We start from the raw sequence: 24294 nt of genomic DNA on the forward strand, positions 1-24294 counted from the left end.
GTGGCGGGCGCCGCGGGGCGCCCGCCACGGGAACGGGTTCAGTTCTTGGACAGGCCGAGCTGGTCGAGGACACCCTTGACCCGGGTGTTCTCCTCCTTCAGCCAGGTCGCGAACTCGTCACCGGCGATGAAGTTGTCGTTCCAGGCGTTCTTCGCGAGGGTGTCCTTCCAGCCCTGCGAGTCGTGCATGCGCTTCAGCGCGTCGATGTAACCGGCCTTCGCCGCGTCGTCCAGACCGCTCGGGGCCATCATCGAGCGCCAGTTCTGGAACTCGAGGGACTTGTCGATGTCGGCGGCGGTCTGGGCGAACTCGACCCCCTCGACGGGCTGCGCCGACGACACCAGGAGGCCGTTCATCTTGCCCTCCTTGATCTGCGCCGAGAACTCGCCGATGCCCGAGACGCCGGCCTGGACCTTGCCGCCGAGGATCGCGGTGGTGGCCTCGCCGCCGCCGCTGTAGGGCACGTAGTTGACGTCGGTGGGGTTGACGCCGAAGTGCTGGGCGAGCAGTCCGATGTAGATGTGGTCGGCGCTGCCCGCGGATCCGCCGGCGATGGCGACCGACTTGGGGTTCTTCTTGATCGCCGCGAAGAGGTCCTCGGTCGTCTTGTAGGGCGAGTCCTTCGGCGTGACGATGACCTCGTACTCGCCCATGAGCCGGGCGAGCGGGGTGAGGTCGTCGAGCGTGACGCCGGTGCCGTTGCTGATGACACCGCTCATCATGGCCAGCCCGGAGGCTATCCACAGGTCCTTCTTGCCCTTCTGGGGCGCGACCTGCGCGAGGGCCACGGTGCCCGAGGCACCGGGAACGTTCTTGACCTCCGGCGACTTCGCGAGCTTGGCCGACCTCAGCGAGTCCTGGACCGCGCGGGACGCCTGGTCCCAGCCGCTGCCGGGCGCCGCGGGGGCGATGATCTCGAGACGGTTGATCGCCTCGGCCTTCTTGCCCGCCGCGGGCTTGTCGCCCGTGGAGGTGCCGCCGGTGCCGCATGCGCTGAGGGCAAGGACGGACACCGCTGCTGCGACGGCGATGCGGGTGATCTTCATGGAGACATCCTTGTCTCTGCGACGGAGTGTCTGGGGAAGACGGAATGTATACACACGGAGGGGGGCTCACAAGAGTTTGCCGGTATTTTGTCCTCAGGCCGTGATCAAAAGACGGCTCGTGTATACACTCCGGCTATGTCGACCACTTCCTCCACTGCCGCGGGACGTGCCTACACACAGCTGCGGTCGGAGATACTCGATGGAGTCCTGCCGCCCGGCGCCCCCCTTTTAGAGGTGGAACAGTCCGAGCGCCTGGGAGTCTCCCGCACACCGGTGCGCGAAGCGCTGCGGAGCCTCGCCGCGGAGGGCCTCGTCGAACCCTCGGGCAAACGGGGCCTCGTCGTCACCCAGATCACCGACCACGATGTGCGAAGCCTCTTCGAACTGCGCACCTGCCTGGAGGTCCAGGCCGCCCAACTCGCCGCCGCCCGCGGCAAACCCGCGCTCTTCGGAGCCTTCGCGGACCAGTTCACCCAGTGGCACGGACACTTCCGGGGCCCGGCGGTCCCCGAGGAGCACATCAGCGACTACTTCGCCCTCATCCGCCGCTTCGACGAGGCCATCGGCCAGGCGGCCGAGAACTCCTTCCTCGTCGACTCGATGGAGAACCTGCACACCCACATCGCCCGGCTGCGCCGCATGGCCGGCCACTCCCAGAGCAGGCTGGAGGCGTCCGCCTCGGAGCACGCGCTCATCGCCCGCGCCATCTCCCGGCGCGACGCCGCCCTCGCCCGCCACGCCACACACATCCATCTGCACAACAGTTTCGAGCACTTCCGCCAGTCCTGGCGTCCCGGTGAGAGGGACGCGCCCGAGGGACCCCGGCCGACCAGAGCAACGGAGAAGCCCTGATGAGGAACCATCTCGTCCGATCCCACCGCAGCGAGGAAAGACTCCCCCGCGAGGAGCAGCTCGCCTGGAAGATGGCACAGGTGGCCACGGACCCGGCGGAGGTCACCGCCCCCGCCGCCGAGATGATCGTCAACCGCTTCATCGACAACGCGGCGGTCGCCGCCGCCTCGGTGGGCCGCCCGGCCCCCTCGTCCGCCCGCGCCCAGGCGCTGTCGCACACCCCGAGCCGCGGCGGCGCGGGCGCGACCCTCTTCGGACAGGTGCCGGAGGCGCGCACCGGCCCCGAATGGGCCGCCTACGCCAACGGGGTCGCCGTCCGCGAACTCGACTACCACGACACCTTCCTGGCCGCCGACTACTCCCACCCCGGTGACAACATCCCGGCGGTCCTGGCCGTCGCCCAGCACACCGGCCGGGACGGACACGCGCTCGTGCGCGGCATAGCCACCGGCTACGAGCTCCAGATCGACCTCGTGCGCGCCATCAGCCTGCACAAGCACAAGATCGACCACATCGCCCACCTCGGCCCCTCGGCCGCGGCCGGCATCGGCACCCTGCTCGGCCTGCCCGCCGAGATCATCCACCAGGCCATCGGCCAGGCCCTGCACACCACGACCACCACCCGCCAGTCCCGCAAGGGCGAGATCTCCTCCTGGAAGGCGTACGCGCCCGGCTTCGCCGGCAAGCTCGCCGTCGAGGCGGTGGACCGGGCCATGCGCGGGGAGACCAGCCCCGCCCCCGTCTACGAGGGCGAGGACGGAGTCATCGCCTGGCTCCTCGACGGCCCCGAAGGACGCTACGAGGTGCCCCTGCCCGGCCCCGGCGAGCCCAAGGAGGCGATCCTCCTCAGCTACACCAAGGAGCACTCGGCCGAGTACCAGGCACAGGCCTGGATCGACCTGGCCCGCAAACTGCTGCGCGAACACCCCGACACGGCGGACCCGGACAAGGTCGAGCGCATCGTCGTCCACACCTCGCACCACACCCACCACGTCATCGGCTCCGGCGCCAACGACCCCCAGAAGTACGACCCGAACGCCTCCCGCGAGACGCTCGACCACTCACTGCCCTACATCCTCGCCGTCGCGCTCCAGGACGGACACTGGCACCACGTCGACTCCTACACCCCCGAGCGGGCCGCGCGCCCCTCCACCGTCGCGCTGTGGCAGAAGATCACCACCGTCGAGGACCCCCTCTGGACCGAGCGCTACCACGCGAGCGGCACCGCCCAGTCCTACGGCGGCCGCATCGTGGTGACCCTCACCGACGGCCGGACCGTCGAGGACGAGATCGCCGTCGCGGACGCCCACCCCGCCGGCGCCCGGCCCTTCACCCGGGAGAACTACATCGGCAAGTTCCGCGCCCTGGCGACCCCCGTCCTGGGCGAGGCGGAGGTGAACCGGTTCCTCGACCTGGCCCTGCGGCTCCCGGAACTCAAGGCGGACGAGGTCCGGGACCTCACCTTCACCGCCCTCCCGGGGCAGCTGCCGCCCGCGGGCCGGCCCGGAATCTTCTAGGAGCCCCGGATGCTCTACACCACGCGAACCGACACGGACAAACGCCGGTCCTTCCGCCGGAGGCTGGCGTCCGGCGAACTCCTGCGGCTCCCGGGCGCCTTCAACCCGCTCTCGGCACGCCTCATCGAACGCCGCGGCTTCGACGGCGTCTATGTCTCGGGGGCGGTGCTCAGCGCGGACCTCGGCCTCCCCGACATCGGGCTCACCACCCTCACCGAGGTCGCCGCCCGCACCCGCCAGATCACCCGCGTCACCGACCTGCCCACCCTGGCCGACGCCGACACCGGATTCGGCGAGCCGATGAACGTGGCCCGCACCGTCCAGGAGTTCGAGGACGCGGGCCTGGCCGGCCTCCACATCGAGGACCAGGTCAACCCCAAGCGCTGCGGCCATCTCGACGGCAAACAGGTCGTCGACGCCGACACCGCCGTGCGCCGGATCCGCGCGGCCGTCGACGCCCGCCGCGACCCCGACTTCCTCATCGTGGCCCGCAGCGACGTCCGGGCCGCCGAGGGAGTGGAGGCGACCATCGAGCGGGCCCGGCGGCTGGTGGACGCCGGCGCGGACGCCGTCTTCCCCGAGGCACTGCGCACCCTGGAGGAGTTCTCCCGGGTCCGGGCCGCCGTCGACGTACCGCTCCTGGCGAACATGACCGAGTTCGGCAAGAGCGAACTCTTCACCGTCGACCAGCTCAGGGACGCCGGCGTCAACATCGTGATCTGGCCCGTCTCCCTGCTGAGAATGGCCATGGGCGCGGCCGACCGCGGCCTGACCACCCTGCTCGACCGGGGATCGCTCACCGACCGGCTCGACGAGATGCAGCACCGCCGCGATCTGTACGACCTCGTGGACTACGAGGGCTACAACCGCTTCGACTCCTCCGTCTTCGACTTCCGGCTGGAAGGGGAGTGACCGGCCCGGCCCGCCGGCCCGCCCGCACCGGCTGACCGGCCCGGCCGGCCGCACGGGCCCCGCCGCCGGGGCGGGGCCCGGCGGGGTCAGCCCTGCCCGGCACCGGACACCGGCGGGGCCAGGGCGTCCAGGGACTCGGGCAGCGTCTGCCCTCCGTCGACGGTCAGGGTCTGGCCGGTGATGAACCCGGCCTCACCGGAGGCCAGGAAGAACACCGCCGCCGCGATGTCCGACGTCTCGCCCAGCCGGCCCAGCGGAATCGCGGCGGTCATGCCCCGCAGATACTCCTCGCCCAGCTCGGCGAGGCCCTCGGTGCGCACATTGCCGGGCAGAACGGCGTTGACGGTGATGCCGTACGGCGCCAGCTCCAGCGCCGCGCCGCGCAGAAAGCCCAGCTGCCCCGCCTTGCTCGCGCCGTAGTGGGACCACCCCGCGTACCCCGTCACGGGACCGGTGATCGAGGAGGTGAGCACCACCCGCCCCCGCCCGGCCCGCTCCAGCGCCGGCAGGCACGCCCGGACGCAGAGAATGCCGCCGCGCAGATTGACGTCCAGCACCTCGTCCACGTCGCCGGGGGTGAGCTCGCGCAGCGGCTTGCCGGGAAAGATCCCGGCGTTGGCGCAGAGCACGTCGATGCCCCCGTGCAGACGCCCGGCCTCGGCCGCCATCCGCTCGATCGCCTCCGGCTCGCGCAGATCCACGCCCAGGCCGGCGACCCGGGCGCCGGTGGCGCGGGAGAGACCGTCCGCGACGGCGCGCGCGTTCTCCTCGTCCCGGCCGGTGAGCAGCACGGCGTCCCCCCGGCGGGCGAAGAGTTCGGCGATCCCTCTGCCGATGCCGCGCGTCCCGCCGGTCACGATGACGGAGCGCTCCTGCCGGCGGGCTGATGTCATCTGTTCTGCTCTCCTCTGCCGTACGGCCCCGGGCACGGGTCCGCGCCCGGCCGCCACGGTAGCGGCCGGGGCGCCGCGCCGCGGGGGAATCCCGTGTCCGCGCACCCGGACGGAGCGCACGGGTCCGTCAGGTTCTCCCCGGCCGGGAGGCGCGGGAGCGCATCAGCGGCTGGACACGGGTGCCGAAGTTCTCCACGCCCGTGACGAATTCGTCGAACACCAGGATGACGCCCTTGACGCCGGGGACCCCGGCGACCTGGTCGAGCATGGCGGCGACGTTCTCCCAGGAGCCGACGAGCGTGCCCATGTTGAGGTTCACGGCCCCCTCGGGCAGTGCCACGGTCCGCGCCGTCGAGGAGCCGTCGGCGTCCTGGTCCGCCGCGGTCTGGTCCGTCAGATATCCCAGGGCCGCGAGGTCGGCGTTCGCGTGGTAGTCCTCCCACTTCGCCCGCGCGGCCTCGTCGGTCCCGTCCGCGATGATCATGAAGAGGGCGTACGCGCCGACGTCGCGGCCGCTCGCGCGCGCGTGGGCGGCGAGCGCGCCGGTGGCGCCGGAGAGCGCGAGCGGGGTGTTGACCCCGCTGCCCAGGATGAAGTTCCCGTCGGCGTGCTCGGCGGCGAACCGCATCCCCGTACCGCTCTGCCCCGCGGCGAGGACGCCGATGTGCCCGCCGGCCGGCCGGGGCGAAAGCACGCAGCCGTCCATGGTGTAGAAGTCGCCGGAGAAGTCACTGGTGCCGGTACGCCACAGCTGCCGCAGCACGGTGACGTACTCGGCGGCCCGCGCGTAGCGGTTGGCGAAGTGCTCCTCCCCGGGCCACAGGCCCATCTGGGCGTACTCGGCGGGCGCCCAGCCGGTGACGATGTTGACGCCGGCCCGGCCGGGGGCGATCGCGTCCACGGTCACCGCCATCCGGGCGGCGATGGCCGGCGGCAGGGCCAGGACGGGCACGGAGGCGTAGAGCCCGATCCGCTCCGTCACGGCCGCCAGGGCGGCTGTCAGGGTGAACGATTCGAGGCAGTGATCCCAGAACTCCGTCTCGCCGCCGAACCCCCTCAGCTTGATCATCGACAGCGCGAAGTCCAGTCCGTGCGCCTCCGCCCGCTGCACGACGGCCTTGTTGAGCTCGAAGGTCGGCATGTACTGCGGAGAGCTCTTCGAGATGAGCCAGCCGTTGTTGCCGATGGGGAGGAAGACTCCGATGTCCATGCCGCTCCTCGGTCGCCGGGGCGGTCAACTCCCGTACCGGCGGGCCGCCCTCGCCACCATCCCCCGCGCGGGGCGGCCCTGTCCACGGCGCCCCCCGCCCGGGCCCGGGCCCGCCGCGCGGGAGGAACACGGGCCGGTGGTGGATCATGTCCGGTGTGATCACCATTCATCTGAAGTACGAGATCGACCCCGACCGCATCGGGGACTTCGAGGAGTACGGCCGCCGCTGGGTCGCCCTCGTCAACCGCTTCGGCGGCACCCACCACGGCTACTTCCTGCCCGGCGAGGGCGACAGCGACATCGCGTACGCGCTCTTCTCCTTCCCCGGCCTCGCCGAGTACGAGCGCTACCGGCAGGACAGCGCCGACGACCCCGAGTGCCGCGCCGCCTACGAGCTCGCCCGCCGCACGCGCTGCATCCGGCGGTACGAACGCCGCTTCCTGCGCCCCCTCGACCCGGGCCCGGGCGCCGGCGAGCGGGCCTCCGCCCGCCCGTGACCCGCGGCCCTCACAGCCCGCCGGCGCCGGCCGGCGGCGCGTCCTCCGGAGCCTTCCGGAGCAGGCGATCACGCGCTCCCAGCCGGCCCGCCCGCGGTCCTCAGTCCTGCGTGGAGATGCAGAAGGGGTGGCCCGCCGGGTCCAGCAGGACCCTCCGCTCCTCGGGGTGCGGCTGGACGGAGGGCTCCGTGGCGCCCAGCGCCAGCATCCGCGCATGCGCGGCGTCCAGATCGCCGTCGCCGACGCCGAGTTCGAGATGGGCCTGCTTGCCCTGGGACGGATCCGGCCAGGTCGGGGGCCGGTAGTCGGCAACCCGGACGAAACCCAGCCCGGGCGAACCCTCCCGGCCGAGCAGAACGAAGTCGTCGCCGGCCCAGACGACGGGCAGACCCAGCGCGGCGCCGTAGAAGCGGGCCAGCGCGGCGGGGTCCGGACAGTCGAAATCGACGGACAGCAAGCGGATCGCGGACCCGTCCGTGACTTCGGTCGTGGGTTCGGTCGTGGTTTCGGTGTTCATGGGAAGGACGCTATGACGCGACCAGGACAGTCCCGGTCCTGGTCGTCGGGGACACTTCGGGATGTGATCAGCACCTCCGCCCGCCTGCTGCGACTGGTCTCGCTGCTGTCCGCCCGGCCGACATGGACCTGCCGCGAGCTGGCCGAACGGATGGCGGTCACCGACCGCACGGTCCGGCGGGACATCGCCCGGCTGCGGGAACTCGGCTACGGCGTCGACTCCGACCCCGGCCCCTGGGGCGGCTACCGCCTCGGCGGCGGCACCCGGGTGCCGCCGCTGATCCTCGACGACGAGGAGGCACTCGCCGTGGCCGTCGCCCTGCGGGAGGCCGCCCTCAGCGGAGTGCTCGGCGGCGACCGGGCCGCGCTGTCGGCGCTGCTGAAACTGCGGCAGGTCCTGCCGCCCCGGATCGCGGACCGGCTGGGCGAGATGGACGCGACCTTCGTGCACACCCCCCGGCCCGGGGGACGCCAGATCCCGCCCGGCCTGCTCCTGGAACTGGCCGCCGCCTGCCGCCGCGGCGAGCGCGCCCGGCTGTCGTACCGCGACCACGCGGGGAAGGACACGGTCCGGGACATCGACCCGTACCGCCTGGTGCACACGGGCCGCCGCTGGTACTTCGTCGCCCGGGACGTGGCCCGGGACCAGTGGCGGACCTTCCGGGCCGACCGGGTGGTGCGCGTACAGCCGACCGGCCGGCCCGTCGAACTCGCCGACCCGCCCGACCCGGCACTCCTCGTCTCCCGGTCCATCGCGGACGTCGTCTACCCGCTCTCCGTCAAGGTCCGGCTGCCGCACCCCATGGACCGGGCGCTGCGCATCGTCCCTCCCACGATCGGCACCCATCACCCGGACGGCCCCCACGCCACCATCGTCGACATCGGCGGCAACGACGTGGACCAGCTGGCCGCGTACCTCCTGGGCCTGGGCACCGCACTGCGGGTGCTGGAACCGGACCGTGTCCGGGAGGAACTGCTGCGCCGTACCCGGGAACTGCTCGACGATAACGGCGGCGGGCCCGGATAACGGCCGCCGCGCGGCCCCGGCCCGGCCGGGAGCGGGGGAGCGCACCGGGCCCCGGGACCGAGGTCCCGGGGCCCGGCTGGTGCACTTCGCTTGACCACCGGGTTCAACGACCGACCCCCGCCGGGGTCACTCCGGCCGGCGGCCCGGATGCCGTCCGGCCCTCCCGGACGGCACACCCGGCAACCGCTGCCGGCCGGGGCGCCCCGCGCGGAACACCGAGTCGACGACGGCCGGGGACCAGGCCCGGTCCGCGGCCACATCGACCGTGACGGAGCGGCGGCCGTCCTCCGCGGCGACGGCCCCGCCGCTGCGGCCGCGGACCGTGGTGCCACAGCTGGTGCGACAGCGCCGGAGGCCGAACCCGTACGCCTCGCAGCCCTCCACCGGACCGGAGCCGGGCAGCATCGCCTTCATCGCGCCGAGCCGCTCCGGCGGCAGAAGCCCGCCGGCAGAGGCCGCGGCGCGGCCCCGGGGAGGACGGGCCCCGTGCGTCCCGGGAACGGCTGTCACGGGCGATGACCCCGCCACCCGGCACAACAGCCGACCGGAGAGCGAGTCGGCCGGCATCCGGCCCGCGCGGCACGCCCCGGACACACCCCGGCGCCCCGGGCCGAGCCCGCCGCCGGTACGGGAGCCGTCTAATCGACGTCCTCCACGGTGTTGCCCATCTTCAGGTCGTTGATGCTGTGGATGACGCTGTGGTCCTTCGCCCCGTAGACACCCCACTTCGGCTTGTTGCCGCCGCCGGGGGTGTCCCAGGTCTGGCACTTCCAGTGCTGGGTGCTCTCCGGGGTGCCCTGCTTGAAGGTCTGCCTCACCCCGTTGAACCAGAGCTGGACCCAGCCCCCGTCCACCGTGTCGGAGAACTTCATGCCGACGGCGATACGGTTCCAGGAGTTCGCGCCGACCGGCGCGGGCGACGTCCAGATGGTCTGCTCGGCCGCGTTCGGCTGGCGCTGGAGCATGGTCAGATGGCCGCCGACCATTTTGAGGACGACGGGCCAGTTCTGGGCCCCGTCGGTGTTGGACTTCCACTGGAAGACCGCGTGGTTGTCGACGGCGCTGGAGAGCCTGCTCTCCCAGCCGAAGAACCGGGTCGTCCCGTTCTGGAAGACGTAGTTGACGTTGTTGGTGGCGACACCCTTGCTCTCACACCGGTTCGACCCGCTCGCCTTCTCGTACCTCCACACCATGCCGCGCGCCGCGCTGTCCTGGACGGCTGTGACGCTGTTGCCGGTGTCCGAGCAGTTGCTGCCCACGTTCTCGAAGACACGGTCCGGGTCGGAGAGGGCCTCCGCGTTCCAGATCACCGCCGCGTGCGCCTGCGCGGCGAGCAGCGTCATCGTCATCGCCCCGGCGGCCAGGGTGCCCGCGATTCCGGTTCGTACCCTCATGGATCCGTCCTTTCGGTCGTGCGGACGGGACCGCCCCCGGCGGGCGCGGCTCCCCCCGGGACAGGAGATGATCCCGGCCGCGCTCCCGTTCCCCTTCCGCCCGCCCGGTTCACCGGGACGCGGACGCCCCCGCCGGCGGCGCACGGGGCGATGCCGGCGGGGGCGTCCGCGCCGGGTGTCAGGGAGCGAGGGCGGAGGTCAGCGCGGTGAGGAGTTCGCCTCCCGCGGTGTCGCCGCGGAGGTTCGACAGGAAGGCCCCGCCCATCCCGTTCTCCTTCATGTACGCGGCCTTGCCGGTGATCGTCGCCGCCGTGTCATAGGTCCAGTACTCGCTGCCGCAGTGGGCGACGGCGGTTCTGCCCAGCTCCCCGGTGGGCGCGCACCGCGGCCTGATGTTCCGGTAGTCGTCCACGCCGGGCCCGGAGGCGCCACTGGCCGGTCCCGTCGCACGGAGCCAGCCCGACCAGGGATCCACGGTGACACCCTGCCAGCCCCACGCGTGAGTGGGGACGCCGGCGACCAGTTTGTTCGGGTGGACACCCTCCTCCGTCAGACTCCACATGTCGAAGTGGACGTCACTGCCCCACTCCCAGATGTCCCAGGAGGAGTCCAGGGGCGCCCCGGGCGCCGGCTTGTGGCTCCACCTGTCGTCGAGCGGGCGGTAGTAGTCGAAGGTCTTCACGTTGTACCAGTCGACATGGGCGGCCGCCCCGGCCAGATCGGACATGAGGTAGGAATCCTCCGCGGCGCCCTGCCGGCCGATGGTCACCGTCAGGAGCCGGTCGCCGCCCAGGGCGTTCCCGACCTCCCGGACCAGGGGGGTGATCGTGGTCGGGCCGCCCGGGGAACAGGTCCGGTTGCACTGCGCGAACTCCACGGCCAGGTCGATGCCGTCGAAGAGCCCGGCCCAGCGGGGATCGTCCAGGAGCCGCGCGCAGGAGGCGGCGAAGGCGGCCGGGTTCTGCCGGGCCGCGGTCCAGTCGGTGTTCTGGCCGGGTCCCCCGAAGGACCACAGCAGCTTCAGCCGCGGCTCGCGGGCCTTGAGTTCACGCAGCTGGTTCAGATAGCCGCGCAGGGGCTGATCCGCCGTGTCGGCCCGGCCGGAGACGCTGTTCGCGGCGGTGAAGGACCTCTCCAGCGCGGCGTGAGCGTCCCCGATCCGGCACTGCCCGCCGTCGACGGTGCCGTAGCCGTACGTCAGATGGGTCAGCTCGGCGGCGGAACCGCCGGTGACGAGGTCCTTGACCCGAAAGCCCCGTTCATGACTGCCCTTCTCGGTGAAGACACCCATCACCACCGGCTCCGCGGGCATCGGCGGCGTCGTGCCCGTCGTGCGCACCCTGGTGTGCACGCTCGACGCGGGATGCCCGACGCGGGGCACGGCGACCGCGGCGAACGAGTACTCCCGGTTGGGGACGAGCCCGGTGGCGGTGAAAGTGGTGCCGGTCGTGGTCCCGATGACCGTGCCGCCGTTCTTCACCACCTGGTAATGGAGGATTTCACCGGGCGCCGTGGGCGCGGTCCAGCGCACCGTGACCGTGGTGTCCGTGATCTCCACGGCGACGGGAGCACCCGGATGGCTGCTGTCACCGGCCCGCGCCGCCCCCGCCAGACCCGTCATCAGACCCAGCAGCACCGCCAGCCCTGTCAGCACGGCGGCGATCCGGCGCAATGGACCGCGTACGGGGCGATGGCTCATCGCTTCTCCCTCGACTGGAAGTGACACGGATGTGCACCGCTTCCCCTGACCGGTCCATGTGCCCGGCCGCGGTCCCGGCCAGAGGCTAGAAGGAGCCGGACACGGAGGGCAACGATTATGGGACGACTCACATCAAGTGAGAGCAATTCTCACGAACGGCACACCGGCACGGCGGCCAACGGGCCCCGCGCGAAGCGGAGTCCGGGACGGGAAGGCGGGCCCCGCTGTCAGACCCCACTGCCAGAATCCGGCCATGGAAACACTGACACTCACCCCCGCCGCCCTCCAGTCGTTCATCGTCCGCGCCAAGTCCTCCACCTACGCCGGCGGCGCGGGCAGGGTCGACCCCGTCCGCACCGCGTCGCACGACCTGGAGTACCGGGAGGACGATCTGGTCTACCGGGACAGCTACTTCGGCGGCACGGACTTCCTCGGCCAGGAGACGGTGCATCTGGCGGGCCGGCCGGTCTGGGGCATGAACTATTACGGATATCTGCTCGGTGACACCATCGACGCCTTCACCGCGGGCGAGACCATCAAGGAGGCGCTGACCGCGCTGTACGCGGAGGGCCGCTTCCTCGGCGGATTCCGCCACACGGCCGGCGCACTGACCTACACCGACGAGACCACGGGCGAGGCCGACCGCTTCCGGGGCGTCGAGCACATCGCCACCGCCGACGGCACCGTGGTGTACGAACTGCGCTACCACGGGGGCCGGATCCTGGACTGACCCCGCACCCGGCCCTGCCCGGCACCCTGCCGCGCTGCCGGCGCCGGCCGCCGGGCAGCGCCGCGCCGATCGTCCGGCCCGTCTCGGCGACGAGGCGGGCCGGCCGCCGCAGGCCCTGCCCCGGATCGGCCATCACCCACAGCGCACCGACGCACCGCCCCGGGCCGGGACCACCGGCACGGCGCCACAGCACACCCCGGGCACCGACTCCTCACCGTCCACGGCCACACCGCGCTCCCGGACGGCCCCCGCCCCCCGCCGCCGGGACCCGGGCAGCGGACCCGCCCGGGACCCCCGGCGATCCGGTGGCCACCAGGAACAGCCGCAAGTGTCTCGAAGCCGCCTGGAACGGCACCCGCGGCGAACAGCTCCGCCAGTACCCGGGCAACGCCCGGCCGGCCGGCACCGGTCGCCGTGGAGCCGACCCCGGGCCGCTGACCGGCGCGCGACCGGCTCCACACACGCCGCCCCCGTCCCGGCCCGCCGGGACGGGAGCGGCGCGCCGGGAGGCAAAGCCCCGGGAACACCCCCCGGGGAACCGGCCGGCGCCGCCAGTCGTTCGGACGGACAGCGCATCGTCCGACCACCGGGAGCCCCGTGCCCAAGCCGTTCCTCTTCCTCGACGTCGACGGGGTCCTCAACCCGGCCGCCCCCCACCCCGCGACGGACTTCGAGGCCCGCACCCTGCTGGGATTCCGCGTTCTGCTCTCCCGCCGGCACGGCGACTGGCTGCACGAACTGTCACAGGTGCACGAACTGTGCTGGGCCACGACCTGGGAGGAGAACGCCAACACCCACATCGCGCCCGCGCTCGGACTCCCGCAGCTGCCGGTCGTCCGCTTCACCGGCTGCGCACCACAGCCCGGCGACCCCCGGACACCGGTGCTGGAGCTGTTCTCCGCCGCCAAGTGGGCCCCGCTGCTGCGCCACGCCGGCCCCCGCCCGTTCGCCTGGCTCGACGACGTCATCCCGCCCCGCCTCGTCCGCAACTCCCTCCTCCGCCGCGACCGGCTGCTGCTGCGCGTCGACGCCCGCCGGGGACTCGAACGCCACCACGTCGACCGGCTCCTGGCCGCCCCGCCGCGCCCCGCCCCGCTCGCCGGCCGGCTGCCCCGCCGCCGCCCGAAGGCCCGGGCCGGGACCGGGTGACCACGACGCGCCCCCGGGCGGCACGAAAGGGGGTACGGGGAACACCTCCCCGCACCCCCCGCCCCCGCCCCGCTCCAGCGGCTACTCCGAGCGCAGACCGTCCGGCCGCATCATCCGCCACAGCGGCGGCAGGCTCAGCAGCGTGATCAGCAGAATCAGCCCGGCCCCGACCGCCGTGATCGGCAGGAACACCAGCCAGTCCGTCGCGATCGTGCCCACCATCAGCAGCAGCACCTGGCCCAGCAGCATCCCGCCGGCGGCCGCGAGCACCAGCCCCAGCCCGATCGGCACGGCCGTCTGCCACAGCACCGACCAGCAGAGCGTGGACCGCCGGGTGCCGAAGGCGATCAGCACCGACAGCAGCCGCCTGCGGTCCCGGAGCTGCTCCAACGTGGTGACCAGCAGCGACACCGCGATCAGCGCCATCGTGGCCGTCGCGCCCACGAGGAGACCGGTGCGAATGCTCGCGAACCTCGGGTCTACCTCGTTCAGCTCGATCTCCGTCACACTGGGCCGCCGGGTCGGCGGGGACAGCTCGGCCACCGCGTTGCGCACATGCTCCACCGCGTCCGGCACCGTGCGGTCGAGCCGGATCATGGCCGAGATCCGGGGCTTCGCCAGCCTCGCCGGATCAACGGCGGAGGGCGTGGCCAGCACTCCGCCCGCCCGCTCGCCCACCGGGTTGGTGAGGGTCCGCACCTGCCGGGCACCGTCGGGGATCCGCCACGCCAGCTGCCGGCCGGGCTCGGCGTTGTTCCGGTTGCCGCCCAGCGAGAGCTTCTCCCCGGCCCGCGGGTAGTACAGATAGGGGGAGAACTTCCCGTCCCGGCGGATGGTGAAGACATCGCCGTCCGCGCAGGACGGCAGCTTCGCCAGCTGCCGCAGCGACGCGCAGTCGCCGATCGTGAGCGCGGTGAAGGGGAACTCCTCCTCGCCGGCCGGCTTCGGCCCCGGCCGGTTGGCCGTCGACCGCACCGTCCCGACCAGCCCGGCGACACCCTTCGCCCGCTGGTACTCCCCGAGCACGGCGAGTGCCTCGGACCCGTCCCGGACCTGCGACAACACCTGGAGGTGGGCCCGCTCGACGTCCGCCCCCGTCGGCGCCGTGAAGTCGCCCTCCACCGAGCTGAAGAGGGTCTGGAGCGCGATGGCCCCGGCCGCCGCGACCACGATCCCGCTGATCGCCCGGGCCGCCGTCCCGCTGCTCAGCTGGAGCCGGCGGGTCGCCAGCTGCCAGGCGACCGGTCCGCCGTCCAGCCGCCTCACCACCGCCTCGACCAGCCAGGGCAGCATCAGGGTGATGCCCACCAGCACCATCAGCACACCCGCGCCGATCAGGAGCGAGTTGATCGAGGTGCCGCCCATCGAGACCGAGCCCGCCTGGGTCAGCAGCAGCACGAGACCGAGCACCGGGATCAGCACCCGCCACCACATCTTCCGGCCGCGCGGCGCGGTGTCGCGCACCACACCCAGCGGCTCGATCGACACGGCGCGCAGCGTGAAGAGCGTGACCACGATCGCGGCGGCCGGCACGGCGGCCGCGATCAGGACGGTCAGCGCCGGATTCGGCGCCAGATCGGAGGGGAACGCGGAGATGTCCCAGACCGTGACCGCGCTCACCCACTGCCGGGCGAGCGCGAACAGCGCGCCGCCCACCACCAGGCCCAGCAGCGCCCCGCCCAGCGACTCGCCGGCGGCGATCCGGTTCGCCATCGCCCGGTCCGCGCCGACCAGCCGCAGCGCCGCCAGCCGGCGGTCGCGCTGCTCGCCGCCGAAGCGCACGGCGGTGGAGATGAACACCGCGACCGGCAGCAGCAGGGCGATGAAGGCGATCAGGACGATCAGCAGCAGCACCCCGTTGAGCGGTTCGCTGAATTCGGGCGCCCCGCCGAAGCCGTGGGCGCGACCGCCGGCGTTGGCGTCCGTGAGCTCGGAGCTGCCCGCGTAATAGATCAGCTCGTCCGGCCCGGTCAGGCCGCGCTCCCCGATCGTGGCCGTGACCCGGTGGGGCAGCCGCTCCTTCAGCAGCGCCCCCTCGGGGGAGGACAGCAGCTCGGCGAGAGCGGGGGAGACCGCCATCTCACCCGGGCCCGGCAGCTCGGCCAGACCGGGCGGCGCGGCGATGCGGCTCCCGCCCTCGGCCCGCAGGAGCATGCCGGTGACCGGCACCTCGCGGTAGACGGTGTTGTCGCTCAGATAGAGGAACGAGCGGTCCGACGGCCTCTCGGAACCGTACGGCGCGAGCTGGCGGGCGTCCCGGCGGTCCTCACGGTTGTCCAGCAGCTGCGGGATGGACGAGGCGACCAGCAGCATGGCCACGCCCAGCCCGACGCCGAAGGCGGTCAGAGCGGTGCGTATCCAGCCGCGCCGGCCGCCGGTGACGGCGAAGCGCAGACCGAGCGCCAGCTCCCTCGCCCAGCCCCGGACCCCGCCCGCGCCGTCGGTCCCGGTCCCGGTGACCATGACGACGGGTGGTCTCGTGAGCTGACTCATACCGCGCCCGCCATGTTCTGCACCTTGCCATCACGCACAACGACTTCCCTGTCCGAGTATGCGGCCACTCTGGCCTCATGGGTCACCAGGACGACCGCGGCGTCGGTCTCCCGCGCCGCCCCGGTCAGCAGCTGCATCACCCGTTCGCCGTTGAGCGAGTCCAGTGCCCCGGTCGGCTCGTCGGCGAAGATCACCCGCGGCGAGGTCACCAGCGCCCGCGCGACCGCGACCCGCTGCCCCTGCCCGCCCGAGACCTCACCGGGTCTCTTGTTCCCGACCTCGGCCACCTCCAGCCGCTCCATCCGCTCCAGCGCGGCCCGCTGCGCCTCCCGGCGCCCGGTGCCGGCGAGCCGCAGGGGCAGCGCCACATTTTCCGTGCACGTCAATTCCGGCACCAGCTGTCCGAACTGGAACACGAACCCGAACTCCGACCGCCGCAGCGCGCTGCGGCGCGCGTCCGACATGCCGGCGAGGTCCTGGCCGCCGTAGCCGATCGCCCCCGAGTCCGGGGTGACGATTCCGGCCAGACAGTGCAGCAGGGTCGACTTCCCCGACCCCGACGGCCCCATCACGGCGACCACCTCACCCGCGCGGACGGAGAAGGACGCCCCGTCGAGGGCGGGGGTGGGGCCGTAGACCTTCCGCAGATCACGGGCCCAGAGAAGTGAACCGGGGTACGCGCTCACGCGCCGACCTCCTTAGCGAGCCGGTCGAGACGCGCGGCTGTCAGCTCCAGCCAGCGCAGATCGGCTTCCATGTGGAACAGGGCGTGGTCGCGGATGAGCTGAGGGGCGAAGCCGCCGCCGCGTTCGCGGCCGGTGAGCATGCGCATCATCCGCAGGTGTTCGGTCCGCTGGGTGTCCAGCAGCCCGGCGGCACTGCGCCCGGTGATCAGGGCGAGGACGACTTTTGTGTAGAGCGTCGGCCGCAGATACGGCTGGGGCTTCTCCGGCCGCCCCAGCCACTGCCCGACATCGGTGATCCCGGCCTCGGTGATCGCGTACCGCTTCCGCTCCGGCCCGCCGCCCGGCTCGACTCCGTCGATCGCCACCAGCCCGTTCCTGAACAGCCGCGACATCGTCGCGTAGATCTGCCCGTAGTGGGCCGGCCGGTCGTGGCCGAATTTCTCGTCGAAGGCGCGCTTGAGTTCGTAACCGTGGCGCGGCCCGGACTCCAGCAGCCCGAGCAGGGTGTGACCCATGGACATGAGGAGGACTATACACACTGGGTATACACCTCATGTATAGCCGTCTCCCGGGACACCGAACCCCACCGACCCGCCGCACGGGAGGGACCGGACCGCCGGCACCCGCCTCACCAGGACACCACCGGCACCCGCCCTCTCCGCGCGCAACGACGCCCACCACCGGTGAACAGCGGAAAAACCCGGCACACCGGCACACCGGACGGCGAAGATGTCGGTCATGACAGACACCCCGCCCGATGACTGGTCGCCGGCCGACCACCCGGAAGCGATCGCCCTGTCGGAGGCCCAGTGGTGGGGACGGGCCGCCCTGCTCGCGGTCGAACGCATGCACGCCGGCGACAAGGCGATCGGAGGATTCGACACCCGCCAGATCGACGCGCGGCACCTCTGCATCGCCCTGCAGCAACTGCTGGTGGCGCAGAGGCTCCAGCGACTCGCCCTCGGCGAGTCGGCCGCCGGCCCCGAAGCCGCCCTGGAGCTTTCCCGGGCACGGGAGCGGTTCGAGACGGCGATACCCGATGCCAAGCACATACGCGACGGCCTCACCCACTTCGAGGACTGGTCCCGGGGCAGGGGCCGCGGCCCCCAGAGAGACCGCACCCGGGCCGGCGCCACCGAACGCGAGGTGGCCAGGGCCTTCTGGAGCTTTGGATACGACCCCGCGGCCGACACCGTCTCCATGGGCCCCCTCCGGATCCACGTCGGCGCGGTGGAACAGGCTGTCCACGACATGACACGCGCCATCCACACGGCCGCCCGCCGGATCGACCTGGCCAACGCGGCCCGGGTGCGGGACACGGCCCGGGCCGCGCTCACCGCGGCCGGCATCGGCGACATCCAGGTGTCCGTCGGCGCGGACGGGGGAGTATGGCTCCGCCTTCCGTCCGGCCCCGGCGAGCCCGGACGCCGCGACCTCGCCGCGAGGGCGATCACCGAAATCACCGCCGCGTCACTGCTGCTCACCTCTCCCTCCCCGCCCCGCCACGACGACCTCGCACAGCGCCTGGCGGCCGGCGAACCCCTCCGGCTCCACCGGGCCTGAATCCCGCCCCCGCATACGGAATCCGCCGTCATTCGCCGTCCCGCTGTATGCCCGCCCCCGCGCTCCTATGCTGACTCCCGGGGGGGCGGAGACGACCTGGGGGCAGGCCCGATGAGGACAGCGGACAGGGCGGCGTCACTGGTGAAGTCCGGAGTCAGACGACTCCTGGGCCGCGCCGGATTCGACATCGTGCGCAGCACCGGCAATCTGGGAGGCGTCGACGACTTCCTCCCCTTCGAGGCGACGATGCGGGCCGCCCGGGCGGCCGGCCTCTCGATCGGCGACCACATCGACGAGGTCATGAACGGGACACCCGGCGCCACCGGGTTCACCATCGACCGGCTGCGCTCCCTCGGCGTCTTCGCCGACGGCCCCGACACGGTCCTGGAAATCGGCCCCGGCTCCGGCCGGTACCTGGAGAAGACACTGAAGGAGTGCTCACCGAGCCGCTACGAGATCTACGAGACGGCGGCACCCTGGGCCGACCACCTGGTGAAGACCTTCGGCGTGATCGCCCGGCCGGCCGAGGGAAGCAGCCTCGCCCCCACCCCCGACGGCACCATCGACCTCGTCCAGGCCCACAAGGTCTTCAACACCGTCACCTTCCTCTGCGCCTCCCGCTACTTCCTCGAGATGGCCCGCGTGACACGGCCCGGCGGCCGGATCGTCTTCGACGTCCTGACGGAGACCTGCCTGGACCCCGCCGCCGTACGCGTCTGGGCCGCGCAGGGCGGCGCGGGACACGGCTCCTACCCGGCCGCCATGCCCCGCCGCACCTGCGTCGACCTCTTCGCCAGCCTCGGATGCACCCTGGAGGCCGCCTTCCCGGCCCCCATGGGCGTCGGCTCCACGGAAGTCCTCGTCTTCACGAAAGAGCCCCGACCCTCACCGGGCCCGCACGACAGCGACGGACGGGGACAGCCGCCCGCCCGCGAGTCTTGATCGCCGCCGAGCCCGCTGATTGGCTGTCCCGCATGACCGAGCTCGGCCCCCCCTGGCCACCCGCCCCGATCAGAACCGAACGGCTCCTCTCGATGCGCCTCGCGGCGAAACTCGGGTTCACCCAGACGGAACGCTTCCACGCATACGGCACCGAGCAGCGGTTCCGCACGCGCCACCCGGCCGCCCCGTGACCGGCACGGACCCCCACCACGCCATCGGACGACTGCACTTCGCACGGGGACCGGGCGAACTGCGGATCTGGAGCGCGGCACAGCCGCCGTGGAGCGCGCTCCACGACTGCCCCGTCGAGGTCAACATCCTGCTGGAGGGCACCGACGACATCGGCCCGGCCGACCCCGCCCTCATCGGCGAGATACTCGGCCGACTCGACCACTACATCGGGACGGCACTCCGCTTCGTCCGCGGGGCACTGGCGGCCGACCCGGCATTCTTCGGCCTCACCCCAGCGGAGTCGGAACCCTTCCGCGACCTGCCCGTCTCGGAGTTTCCCCTGGACACCCCACAGCTCAACTTCTACGCCGGCGAGTGGCACCTGCGATTCGCCGGGGGACGCCTGCCCGTCTGCGACCCGTACGGCCTCGCGGTCGTCTTCATCGGACAACGGCCCCTGAGAGTCGAGGACCTGAGCGACGCCACCGAGGAACCAGAGCGCCGCCATCCCTGAACCACCGCGGCCGGGGACCCGGTCTCCTGGCCCGCGCCGTGCCGCTCCTTCAGGCTTCCCGGCCGCCCGATCCGCTCTCCACCGCCCCGGGGCGGTGGAGAGCGGGACGGGAAGCACTCAGTGAGCCGAGGACGAGATCACCACGGCCCGGATCGCGCGGACGGCCGCGTCAGCGGATGTTCAGATCCACGCAGACGTAGAAGGCGTTCGGCGTGTCGGCGATGTTCCACACGGCGAGCAGCTTCTGCCTGCCGCTGACACCGCCGAAGTTCACCGAGTGCGTGACCGAGTAACCGGGCCTGGCTCCGCCGTCGTTGAACTCGGCGACCTTCTGCCCGCCGGCGTAGTACTGCCAGGTACTGGTGGCATGCGCCGCGGTCAGCCGCCAGTTGAAGGTGGCCGTCCGGTTGACCGTGGCCACCTGCCAGCCCTTGCTGTCGTCGTCGAGCTCGCGGAAGCGGGCATTGCCCCCGCTACAGCTGCGCAGACCCTTGGGCCCTTCCACACTCTGCGGCTCGTACTTGATGTCACCGCACGCGATCGTGCGGGCCGCGCACTGCGCCTGGCGGCTCGGCGGCGACGCGATGTATCCGTGGGCACTTGCGGTGTTGGCCGGCAGGAACACCGCCAGCAGCGGGGCGATGCCCGCGCCGATGGTGATGGCCATTAACCTGCTTCGCTGCATGTCAGCTCCTTGGAGTAGGGGGAGGAGCGCGCGGCGGCGAGGACGGGTGCGCCGGGACGGCGCCGGGCGGGTGGACCGGCGGCCGGGGGATACCCGGAGCTGTTGTCATGCCACTTGGTCTGGACCATAGCGTTTGACGAGCCACAGTCAAGATGGGCGGCAGTGCCACCACCGGCCGCCCACCCGCCGGAACCGGCCAACAGCCAACCCCCGCAACCCGGTCGACCCGCGAAAAACGCCGATCAACCCGCCGGGAACCCGCCACCGGCGCCCCCGCCGGAACCCACCGACGATTCGGAAGACACATGGTCAACAACAGCGGCACCCGCTGGAAGCCGGTGAAACTCCCGGACCCCGGCACGGGCCCGGACAGCGGCTCGAACTCAGAGGCGTCTCGCCACAGCACCGCAAGAACGTCCTCACCGTCGGCGCCGGCGGCACCGTGTGGGCCGTCGGCGAGACCCGCTCCCCGAGCGGCGGCGAAGCCGGCCTCGTCCAGCGGCACGACGGCAGGAAATCGACGAGGCCGACACTGCCAGCGCACACCCCCGCAGCACTGAGCAAGGGAAACCGGCCCTCCTCGCCCGCACGGACGACGACCACGCCCCGGGCCCATCCGCACCGGCGGCACCTGAAAGCCCCTGGGCATCCCCGCCACCCACAGCGGCAAAAAAGTCCGGGTGCGCAAAATCGCCGCCCACGGCGACACCCTCGACGCCCTGGGCCGCCTCACCGGCGCCAGCTGGTGCTGACCGCCCGCCGCCGACCAGAGGTGCGGTACGGGACGGACAGCCCCGCACCGCACCGCGGCGCGGTCAGGCGATCCAGACCAGCAGACCGTGCCGCAGACGCGCCGCCACCCGGAAGAAGGCCGCGAGATCCTGGTACGCCGCCGCCGCGTCCTCCAGCCCGCCGTACGGATCACCCCCCGCACCCGCCGCCTCGTCCGGCCCCTCGCCAGGTCCGGAACCCGCGTACGGATAGATCCCCGCGCCCGCCAGCCCCGCCGGGCCGACCCCCTCGACGAGCCCCTCCGGAGTGATCGCCCCCATCGCCCCCGCGGCCACCCGCACCCGCTCCGGACTGATCACACGAGGCGCTCCGTACCCCCAGTCCTCCGCACCGGGTATCTCCTCCTCGCCGTGCACCACATCCACCCCGACCCCTCGGAGCCCCAGCAGATACTCCAGCGCATGCCACATCTTCCCGGTGCTGTGCAGCCGGCCCCCGGCCACCGGGGCGCCGTCCCCCGGATCCGCGGCCATCTGCTCCTCGACGAACTCCCAGGCCCAGTCCGGATCCCGCACCGCCCGGTCCAGCTCGGCGGGGGTGAGACGGACGTACTCTCCGATCATGCTCATGGCCGGATCATAGGAGCCACCACTGACAGCACCCGGCGAACAGCTCAGGGGGCGACGGGCCCCGCATCCCCGTGACAGAGTGGTGAGCGCGAGACATCAGCACGGACGGAAAAGGAGATCCCGTTCGAGCGGCCCGTACGCCTCCTCACCTACATCACGGGCCACAGCCAACGGCTCCTCCGCACCTGGCTGCGACACCGGCGCCGGACTGCCGACCACACTGGAGATCCTGTTCACGGACGTCGGCGCACTTTCCATCCCCGACCACTACCGGTCGCTGACCATCCGCCCGGCCTCTACAGCAGCTTCCTCATACCCTCCTAGGACCTTCCCCGGTTCCACCCGGACCGGCCGACCCCCTCCGAGCCCGCGACCGTCCACACCACCCACCCGCGGCAGACACCACCGCAGCGGCCCCAATCGTGGTCGTGATCCGAGGGCACCGTCAGGAACCCCGTCGGACAGCTCGCCCCGGGCCACACCCACCAGGGCAGATACTTCACCCTCCCCAGCGGACACCAGGTGAAAGACCTCGGGGGCACCGCGCTCAACGACGCCGTGTCCTCCTGGAAGTCCTCCCAGCATCACTCGGCACTCGGGCCCGGTCGCACTCGTACCCGCCGCGCGGGGGAGAGGTCCGGACCGGGAGAGCGATCCCCGCTCACCGTATGGGGACCTGCCACCATCGCTCTGGCCATCGCCTACCGCCGCCGTCCGGAGAACCGGACAGAAGCCTGAAGCCACCGCCCCGCACCCCTGCCGGGTGCCGTGCCGAAGTCGACACCCGGCAGGCAGTGATCACCGCTGGCTCCGCGCCTCCGGCGGCTGTCGGCCGGCCTTGGAACCCGGCTTCGTCTTGACGAACTTCAGACCTATGACACACAGGATGATCCCGCCGAGGAACACACCCTTGAGCACGGAAGCGGGTTCCTCACCTGTGAGCATGGCGTAGAGAACCGTCAGGGCCGCCCCGATGCCGATCCAGACCGAGTAGGCCACACTGATCGGAATCCGGATCATTGCGTAACCCAGACCCGCCATGCTCAGCGCCAGCCCGACGAAGAAGACCACGGTCGGACCGGTCTTGCTCAGCCCGTCCGAGAGACCGAGAGCCGTGGCCCAGACGGCCTCGAACACAGCACTGATGAGAAGAATCGCCCAGGACATCAGCTCACCGCCTTCAGCCCGACCACGCAGCCGACGAGCCCCAGCAGCAGGACCACCCGCCCGGTGGAAGCGCGCTCCTGGCCGGTCACCATGGCCCAGACAGCGGTGAGCACCGCCCCGATGCCGACCCAGACGGCATACGCGGTCCCCGTGGGCAGGCTCTTCATGGCGAATGCCAGCCCCGTCATACTCGCCGCGAGGGCGACCCCGAAGACAACGGTCGGGACGGGACGCTTGAAATTCTTGGACGCCGACAGCGCCGTGGCCCAGACGGCCTCTAGCACTCCGGACACGATGAGAATGAACCACGCCATGGCGGAACTGACCTCCCAATGGCCAGTCTTGTCGCTGAGCGGGTACTGATCCGTCGTCCGCAGGCCCCACCAGGGCCTCACCACTTGTATAGCACAACGGAAAGCTCTCCCGCCGGCGGCCCATGTGCCCCGGATCACCCCCACCACCCGCTGCCAACCACATCCGCACTTCCAGCACCCCGGCGAATTCCCCGACCGAAATCTCCACCACGAACACCGCACCGGCATCCTCGGGGCGGCTGACCAGATATTCCTCCTCCCGGACCAGATGAACTGCCACATCGCCGATGACGGGCCCCGTGCATGCCCTGGAACCACAGCAGTCGACTTCGATTCACCACCACCTCCCGCACACCCCACACGGGATGCCGCTGCACGGCTTCCACAGATAACCTGCCGAAGCCCCGGGGAAGAGGCCGGCCCGGGCGGCGAGCCCGGATCCGGCGGCTGGCGGGCGCGGCTGAGCCATACCCGGGTCCGCACCCCGCCCTTCTCGCCCCACCACCGCCCGGCCTGCCGCTCCAGGAACTCCGTGCGCCTGCTCTCCCGCTCGCGCAGTGACCTCCGCCTCCTGTTCCGGGCTCGTACACGCCCCAGCCGGACGACTCCATCAGCCCGCGCCTGGACCAGGCCACTCGACATGCGTGGCGGCTCACCGTTCAGCGAGCACCTCCGGGTCCCGCCCGAACATCTGCGGCTCACGCGTCCACGGGGCCTGCACCTCTGCCGGGGTCGATCCGGCCGCTGCGCGGCGGATCGAATCACGCGCCACGTCCTCAGTACTCCAGATCACCACGACCCCCGAGCCTCGGGTTGCATTTTCAAGACCAGCACCCCTCACGCTCTAGGGTGTGCCTTGTTTTTCCCACTTTTACATACAGCATACTCTCTCATCCCTCCTTACATTCCGAAACCCAACTCGAACGAGCCCCCCATCTTCTTACTGCCGTCAGTCC

25 protein-coding genes and 1 riboswitch are annotated in these 24294 nt (G+C 71.9%); of the genes, 11 read left to right on the forward strand and 14 right to left on the reverse strand.

Features of this window, described 5'->3' with window-relative positions; all coding sequences use genetic code 11:
- Nucleotides 1-38: 38 nt before the first annotated feature.
- Nucleotides 39-1046, reverse strand: coding sequence for a tripartite tricarboxylate transporter substrate binding protein (locus AAFN69_RS28085; protein ID WP_347731640.1), 1008 nt, complete (start codon nt 1044-1046; stop codon nt 39-41).
- A gap of 135 nt (nt 1047-1181) precedes the next feature.
- On the opposite strand from AAFN69_RS28085, the gene AAFN69_RS28090 reads away from it, so the two are divergent.
- From AAFN69_RS28090 to prpB, 3 genes are read left to right on the forward strand one after another with little or no spacing between them, the layout of a single operon-like run.
- Nucleotides 1182-1898: a GntR family transcriptional regulator gene (locus AAFN69_RS28090; protein WP_347731641.1), complete on the forward strand. Its 717-nt coding sequence runs from the start codon at nt 1182-1184 to the stop codon at nt 1896-1898.
- A complete protein-coding gene (locus AAFN69_RS28095; protein WP_347731642.1) occupies nt 1898-3415 on the forward strand; it encodes an MmgE/PrpD family protein in 1518 nt (505 codons plus the stop codon). The genes AAFN69_RS28090 and AAFN69_RS28095 overlap by 1 nt, the downstream gene beginning before the upstream one ends.
- 9 nt (nt 3416-3424) lie before the next feature.
- Entirely contained in the window at nt 3425-4327 is a 903-nt protein-coding gene (prpB, locus tag AAFN69_RS28100) for a methylisocitrate lyase (RefSeq protein WP_347731643.1), read from the forward strand.
- A gap of 86 nt (nt 4328-4413) precedes the next feature.
- On the opposite strand, the gene fabG is transcribed toward prpB, so the two are convergent.
- The gene (fabG, locus tag AAFN69_RS28105) at nt 4414-5220 is read right to left on the reverse strand and encodes a 3-oxoacyl-ACP reductase FabG (RefSeq protein WP_347731644.1); all 807 of its coding nucleotides are present in this window, start codon (nt 5218-5220) and stop codon (nt 4414-4416) included.
- 127 nt (nt 5221-5347) lie between these two features.
- Nucleotides 5348-6430 carry a pyrimidine utilization protein A gene (rutA, locus tag AAFN69_RS28110; RefSeq protein ID WP_347731645.1) on the reverse strand — a complete coding sequence of 361 codons (1083 nt, stop codon included), beginning with the start codon at nt 6428-6430 and terminating at the stop codon, nt 5348-5350.
- 155 nt (nt 6431-6585) lie between these two features.
- Here rutA and AAFN69_RS28115 point away from each other — a divergent pair, with 155 nt between their 5' ends.
- Nucleotides 6586-6927 carry an NIPSNAP family protein gene (locus AAFN69_RS28115; protein ID WP_347731646.1) on the forward strand — a complete coding sequence of 114 codons (342 nt, stop codon included), beginning with the start codon at nt 6586-6588 and terminating at the stop codon, nt 6925-6927.
- A 100-nt stretch (nt 6928-7027) separates the two neighbouring features.
- On the opposite strand, the gene AAFN69_RS28120 is transcribed toward AAFN69_RS28115, so the two are convergent.
- Nucleotides 7028-7444, reverse strand: a complete 417-nt coding sequence (locus AAFN69_RS28120; RefSeq protein WP_347731647.1) for a VOC family protein — start codon at nt 7442-7444, stop codon at nt 7028-7030.
- Between the two features lie 63 nt (nt 7445-7507).
- Between AAFN69_RS28120 and AAFN69_RS28125 the strand changes: the two genes are divergently transcribed.
- Nucleotides 7508-8470 carry a YafY family protein gene (locus AAFN69_RS28125; protein ID WP_347731648.1) on the forward strand — a complete coding sequence of 321 codons (963 nt, stop codon included), beginning with the start codon at nt 7508-7510 and terminating at the stop codon, nt 8468-8470.
- 126 nt (nt 8471-8596) lie between these two features.
- Here AAFN69_RS28125 and AAFN69_RS28130 read toward each other — a convergent pair whose 3' ends face one another.
- From AAFN69_RS28130 to AAFN69_RS28140, 3 genes are all read right to left on the reverse strand, one after another.
- Nucleotides 8597-8884, reverse strand: a complete 288-nt coding sequence (locus AAFN69_RS28130) for a hypothetical protein (RefSeq protein ID WP_347731649.1) — start codon at nt 8882-8884, stop codon at nt 8597-8599.
- 224 nt (nt 8885-9108) lie between these two features.
- Complete coding sequence (locus AAFN69_RS28135; protein ID WP_347731650.1) at nt 9109-9864, reverse strand: heparin lyase I family protein; 756 nt, start codon at nt 9862-9864, stop codon at nt 9109-9111.
- A gap of 178 nt (nt 9865-10042) precedes the next feature.
- On the reverse strand, nt 10043-11563 hold the full coding sequence (locus AAFN69_RS28140; RefSeq protein ID WP_347731651.1) for a glycosyl hydrolase family 18 protein: 1521 nt from the start codon (nt 11561-11563) through the stop codon (nt 10043-10045).
- Between the two features lie 253 nt (nt 11564-11816).
- On the opposite strand from AAFN69_RS28140, the gene AAFN69_RS28145 reads away from it, so the two are divergent.
- Nucleotides 11817-12293 (forward strand): DUF5680 domain-containing protein, encoded by a 477-nt coding sequence (locus tag AAFN69_RS28145; RefSeq protein WP_347731652.1) that lies wholly within the window; start codon nt 11817-11819, stop codon nt 12291-12293.
- A gap of 597 nt (nt 12294-12890) precedes the next feature.
- A complete protein-coding gene (locus AAFN69_RS28150) occupies nt 12891-13442 on the forward strand; it encodes an HAD domain-containing protein (protein WP_347731653.1) in 552 nt (183 codons plus the stop codon).
- Between the two features lie 81 nt (nt 13443-13523).
- On the opposite strand, the gene AAFN69_RS28155 is transcribed toward AAFN69_RS28150, so the two are convergent.
- The 3 genes from AAFN69_RS28155 to AAFN69_RS28165 are packed head-to-tail and all read right to left on the reverse strand — an operon-like array spanning nt 13524 to nt 17142.
- On the reverse strand, nt 13524-15935 hold the full coding sequence (locus tag AAFN69_RS28155) for an FtsX-like permease family protein (RefSeq protein ID WP_347731654.1): 2412 nt from the start codon (nt 15933-15935) through the stop codon (nt 13524-13526).
- Nucleotides 15932-16621, reverse strand: coding sequence for an ABC transporter ATP-binding protein (locus tag AAFN69_RS28160; RefSeq protein WP_347731655.1), 690 nt, complete (start codon nt 16619-16621; stop codon nt 15932-15934). The genes AAFN69_RS28155 and AAFN69_RS28160 overlap by 4 nt, the downstream gene beginning before the upstream one ends.
- On the reverse strand, nt 16618-17142 hold the full coding sequence (locus AAFN69_RS28165) for a PadR family transcriptional regulator (protein ID WP_347731656.1): 525 nt from the start codon (nt 17140-17142) through the stop codon (nt 16618-16620). Before AAFN69_RS28165 ends, AAFN69_RS28160 begins: the two co-directional genes overlap by 4 nt.
- Before the next feature lie 217 nt (nt 17143-17359).
- On the opposite strand from AAFN69_RS28165, the gene AAFN69_RS28170 reads away from it, so the two are divergent.
- The 4 genes from AAFN69_RS28170 (at nt 17360) to AAFN69_RS28185 (ending at nt 19811) form a co-directional block, all read left to right on the forward strand.
- Nucleotides 17360-18184: a hypothetical protein gene (locus AAFN69_RS28170; protein WP_347731657.1), complete on the forward strand. Its 825-nt coding sequence runs from the start codon at nt 17360-17362 to the stop codon at nt 18182-18184.
- A gap of 111 nt (nt 18185-18295) precedes the next feature.
- On the forward strand, nt 18296-19126 hold the full coding sequence (locus tag AAFN69_RS28175; protein WP_347731658.1) for a methyltransferase domain-containing protein: 831 nt from the start codon (nt 18296-18298) through the stop codon (nt 19124-19126).
- Nucleotides 19127-19158: 32 nt separating this feature from the next.
- The gene (locus tag AAFN69_RS28180) at nt 19159-19317 is read left to right on the forward strand and encodes a hypothetical protein (protein ID WP_347731659.1); all 159 of its coding nucleotides are present in this window, start codon (nt 19159-19161) and stop codon (nt 19315-19317) included.
- Nucleotides 19314-19811 carry a hypothetical protein gene (locus AAFN69_RS28185; protein ID WP_347731660.1) on the forward strand — a complete coding sequence of 166 codons (498 nt, stop codon included), beginning with the start codon at nt 19314-19316 and terminating at the stop codon, nt 19809-19811. The genes AAFN69_RS28180 and AAFN69_RS28185 overlap by 4 nt, the downstream gene beginning before the upstream one ends.
- Before the next feature lie 169 nt (nt 19812-19980).
- Here the strand turns inward: AAFN69_RS28185 and AAFN69_RS28190 are convergent, their stop codons facing one another.
- From AAFN69_RS28190 to AAFN69_RS28205, 4 genes are all read right to left on the reverse strand, one after another.
- Complete coding sequence (locus tag AAFN69_RS28190; protein ID WP_347731661.1) at nt 19981-20496, reverse strand: lytic polysaccharide monooxygenase auxiliary activity family 9 protein; 516 nt, start codon at nt 20494-20496, stop codon at nt 19981-19983.
- A gap of 815 nt (nt 20497-21311) precedes the next feature.
- Entirely contained in the window at nt 21312-21857 is a 546-nt protein-coding gene (locus AAFN69_RS28195) for a YfbM family protein (protein ID WP_347731662.1), read from the reverse strand.
- A 798-nt stretch (nt 21858-22655) separates the two neighbouring features.
- A complete protein-coding gene (locus AAFN69_RS28200; protein ID WP_347731663.1) occupies nt 22656-23024 on the reverse strand; it encodes a multidrug efflux SMR transporter in 369 nt (122 codons plus the stop codon).
- Nucleotides 23024-23338 (reverse strand): multidrug efflux SMR transporter, encoded by a 315-nt coding sequence (locus AAFN69_RS28205; RefSeq protein WP_347731664.1) that lies wholly within the window; start codon nt 23336-23338, stop codon nt 23024-23026. Before AAFN69_RS28205 ends, AAFN69_RS28200 begins: the two co-directional genes overlap by 1 nt.
- 17 nt (nt 23339-23355) lie before the next feature.
- Nucleotides 23356-23420, reverse strand: a riboswitch (guanidine-III (ykkC-III) riboswitch).
- Nucleotides 23421-24294: the final 874 nt, after the last annotated feature.

The organism is Streptomyces sp. CAU 1734 (genome assembly GCF_039888735.1).
Taxonomy (GTDB): domain Bacteria; phylum Actinomycetota; class Actinomycetes; order Streptomycetales; family Streptomycetaceae; genus Streptomyces.

Excerpts from the sequence above, each read along its gene's own strand:
- AAFN69_RS28190 (WP_347731661.1), bottom strand. The coding sequence starts at position 20,496 with ATGCAGCGAAGCAGGTTAATGGCCATCACCATCGGCGCGGGCATCGCC.
- fabG (WP_347731644.1), bottom strand. The coding sequence starts at position 5,220 with ATGACATCAGCCCGCCGGCAGGAGCGCTCCGTCATCGTGACCGGCGGG.
- AAFN69_RS28195 (WP_347731662.1), bottom strand. The coding sequence starts at position 21,857 with ATGAGCATGATCGGAGAGTACGTCCGTCTCACCCCCGCCGAGCTGGAC.
- rutA (WP_347731645.1), bottom strand. The coding sequence starts at position 6,430 with ATGGACATCGGAGTCTTCCTCCCCATCGGCAACAACGGCTGGCTCATC.
- AAFN69_RS28135 (WP_347731650.1), bottom strand. The coding sequence starts at position 9,864 with ATGAGGGTACGAACCGGAATCGCGGGCACCCTGGCCGCCGGGGCGATG.
- AAFN69_RS28200 (WP_347731663.1), bottom strand. The coding sequence starts at position 23,024 with ATGTCCTGGGCGATTCTTCTCATCAGTGCTGTGTTCGAGGCCGTCTGG.
- AAFN69_RS28205 (WP_347731664.1), bottom strand. The coding sequence starts at position 23,338 with ATGGCGTGGTTCATTCTCATCGTGTCCGGAGTGCTAGAGGCCGTCTGG.
- AAFN69_RS28145 (WP_347731652.1), top strand. The coding sequence starts at position 11,817 with ATGGAAACACTGACACTCACCCCCGCCGCCCTCCAGTCGTTCATCGTC.
- AAFN69_RS28165 (WP_347731656.1), bottom strand. The coding sequence starts at position 17,142 with ATGTCCATGGGTCACACCCTGCTCGGGCTGCTGGAGTCCGGGCCGCGC.
- AAFN69_RS28180 (WP_347731659.1), top strand. The coding sequence starts at position 19,159 with ATGACCGAGCTCGGCCCCCCCTGGCCACCCGCCCCGATCAGAACCGAA.
- AAFN69_RS28120 (WP_347731647.1), bottom strand. The coding sequence starts at position 7,444 with ATGAACACCGAAACCACGACCGAACCCACGACCGAAGTCACGGACGGG.
- AAFN69_RS28130 (WP_347731649.1), bottom strand. The coding sequence starts at position 8,884 with ATGAAGGCGATGCTGCCCGGCTCCGGTCCGGTGGAGGGCTGCGAGGCG.
- AAFN69_RS28170 (WP_347731657.1), top strand. The coding sequence starts at position 17,360 with ATGACAGACACCCCGCCCGATGACTGGTCGCCGGCCGACCACCCGGAA.
- AAFN69_RS28140 (WP_347731651.1), bottom strand. The coding sequence starts at position 11,563 with ATGAGCCATCGCCCCGTACGCGGTCCATTGCGCCGGATCGCCGCCGTG.
- AAFN69_RS28095 (WP_347731642.1), top strand. The coding sequence starts at position 1,898 with ATGAGGAACCATCTCGTCCGATCCCACCGCAGCGAGGAAAGACTCCCC.
- AAFN69_RS28155 (WP_347731654.1), bottom strand. The coding sequence starts at position 15,935 with ATGAGTCAGCTCACGAGACCACCCGTCGTCATGGTCACCGGGACCGGG.
- AAFN69_RS28175 (WP_347731658.1), top strand. The coding sequence starts at position 18,296 with ATGAGGACAGCGGACAGGGCGGCGTCACTGGTGAAGTCCGGAGTCAGA.
- prpB (WP_347731643.1), top strand. The coding sequence starts at position 3,425 with ATGCTCTACACCACGCGAACCGACACGGACAAACGCCGGTCCTTCCGC.
- AAFN69_RS28085 (WP_347731640.1), bottom strand. The coding sequence starts at position 1,046 with ATGAAGATCACCCGCATCGCCGTCGCAGCAGCGGTGTCCGTCCTTGCC.
- AAFN69_RS28090 (WP_347731641.1), top strand. The coding sequence starts at position 1,182 with ATGTCGACCACTTCCTCCACTGCCGCGGGACGTGCCTACACACAGCTG.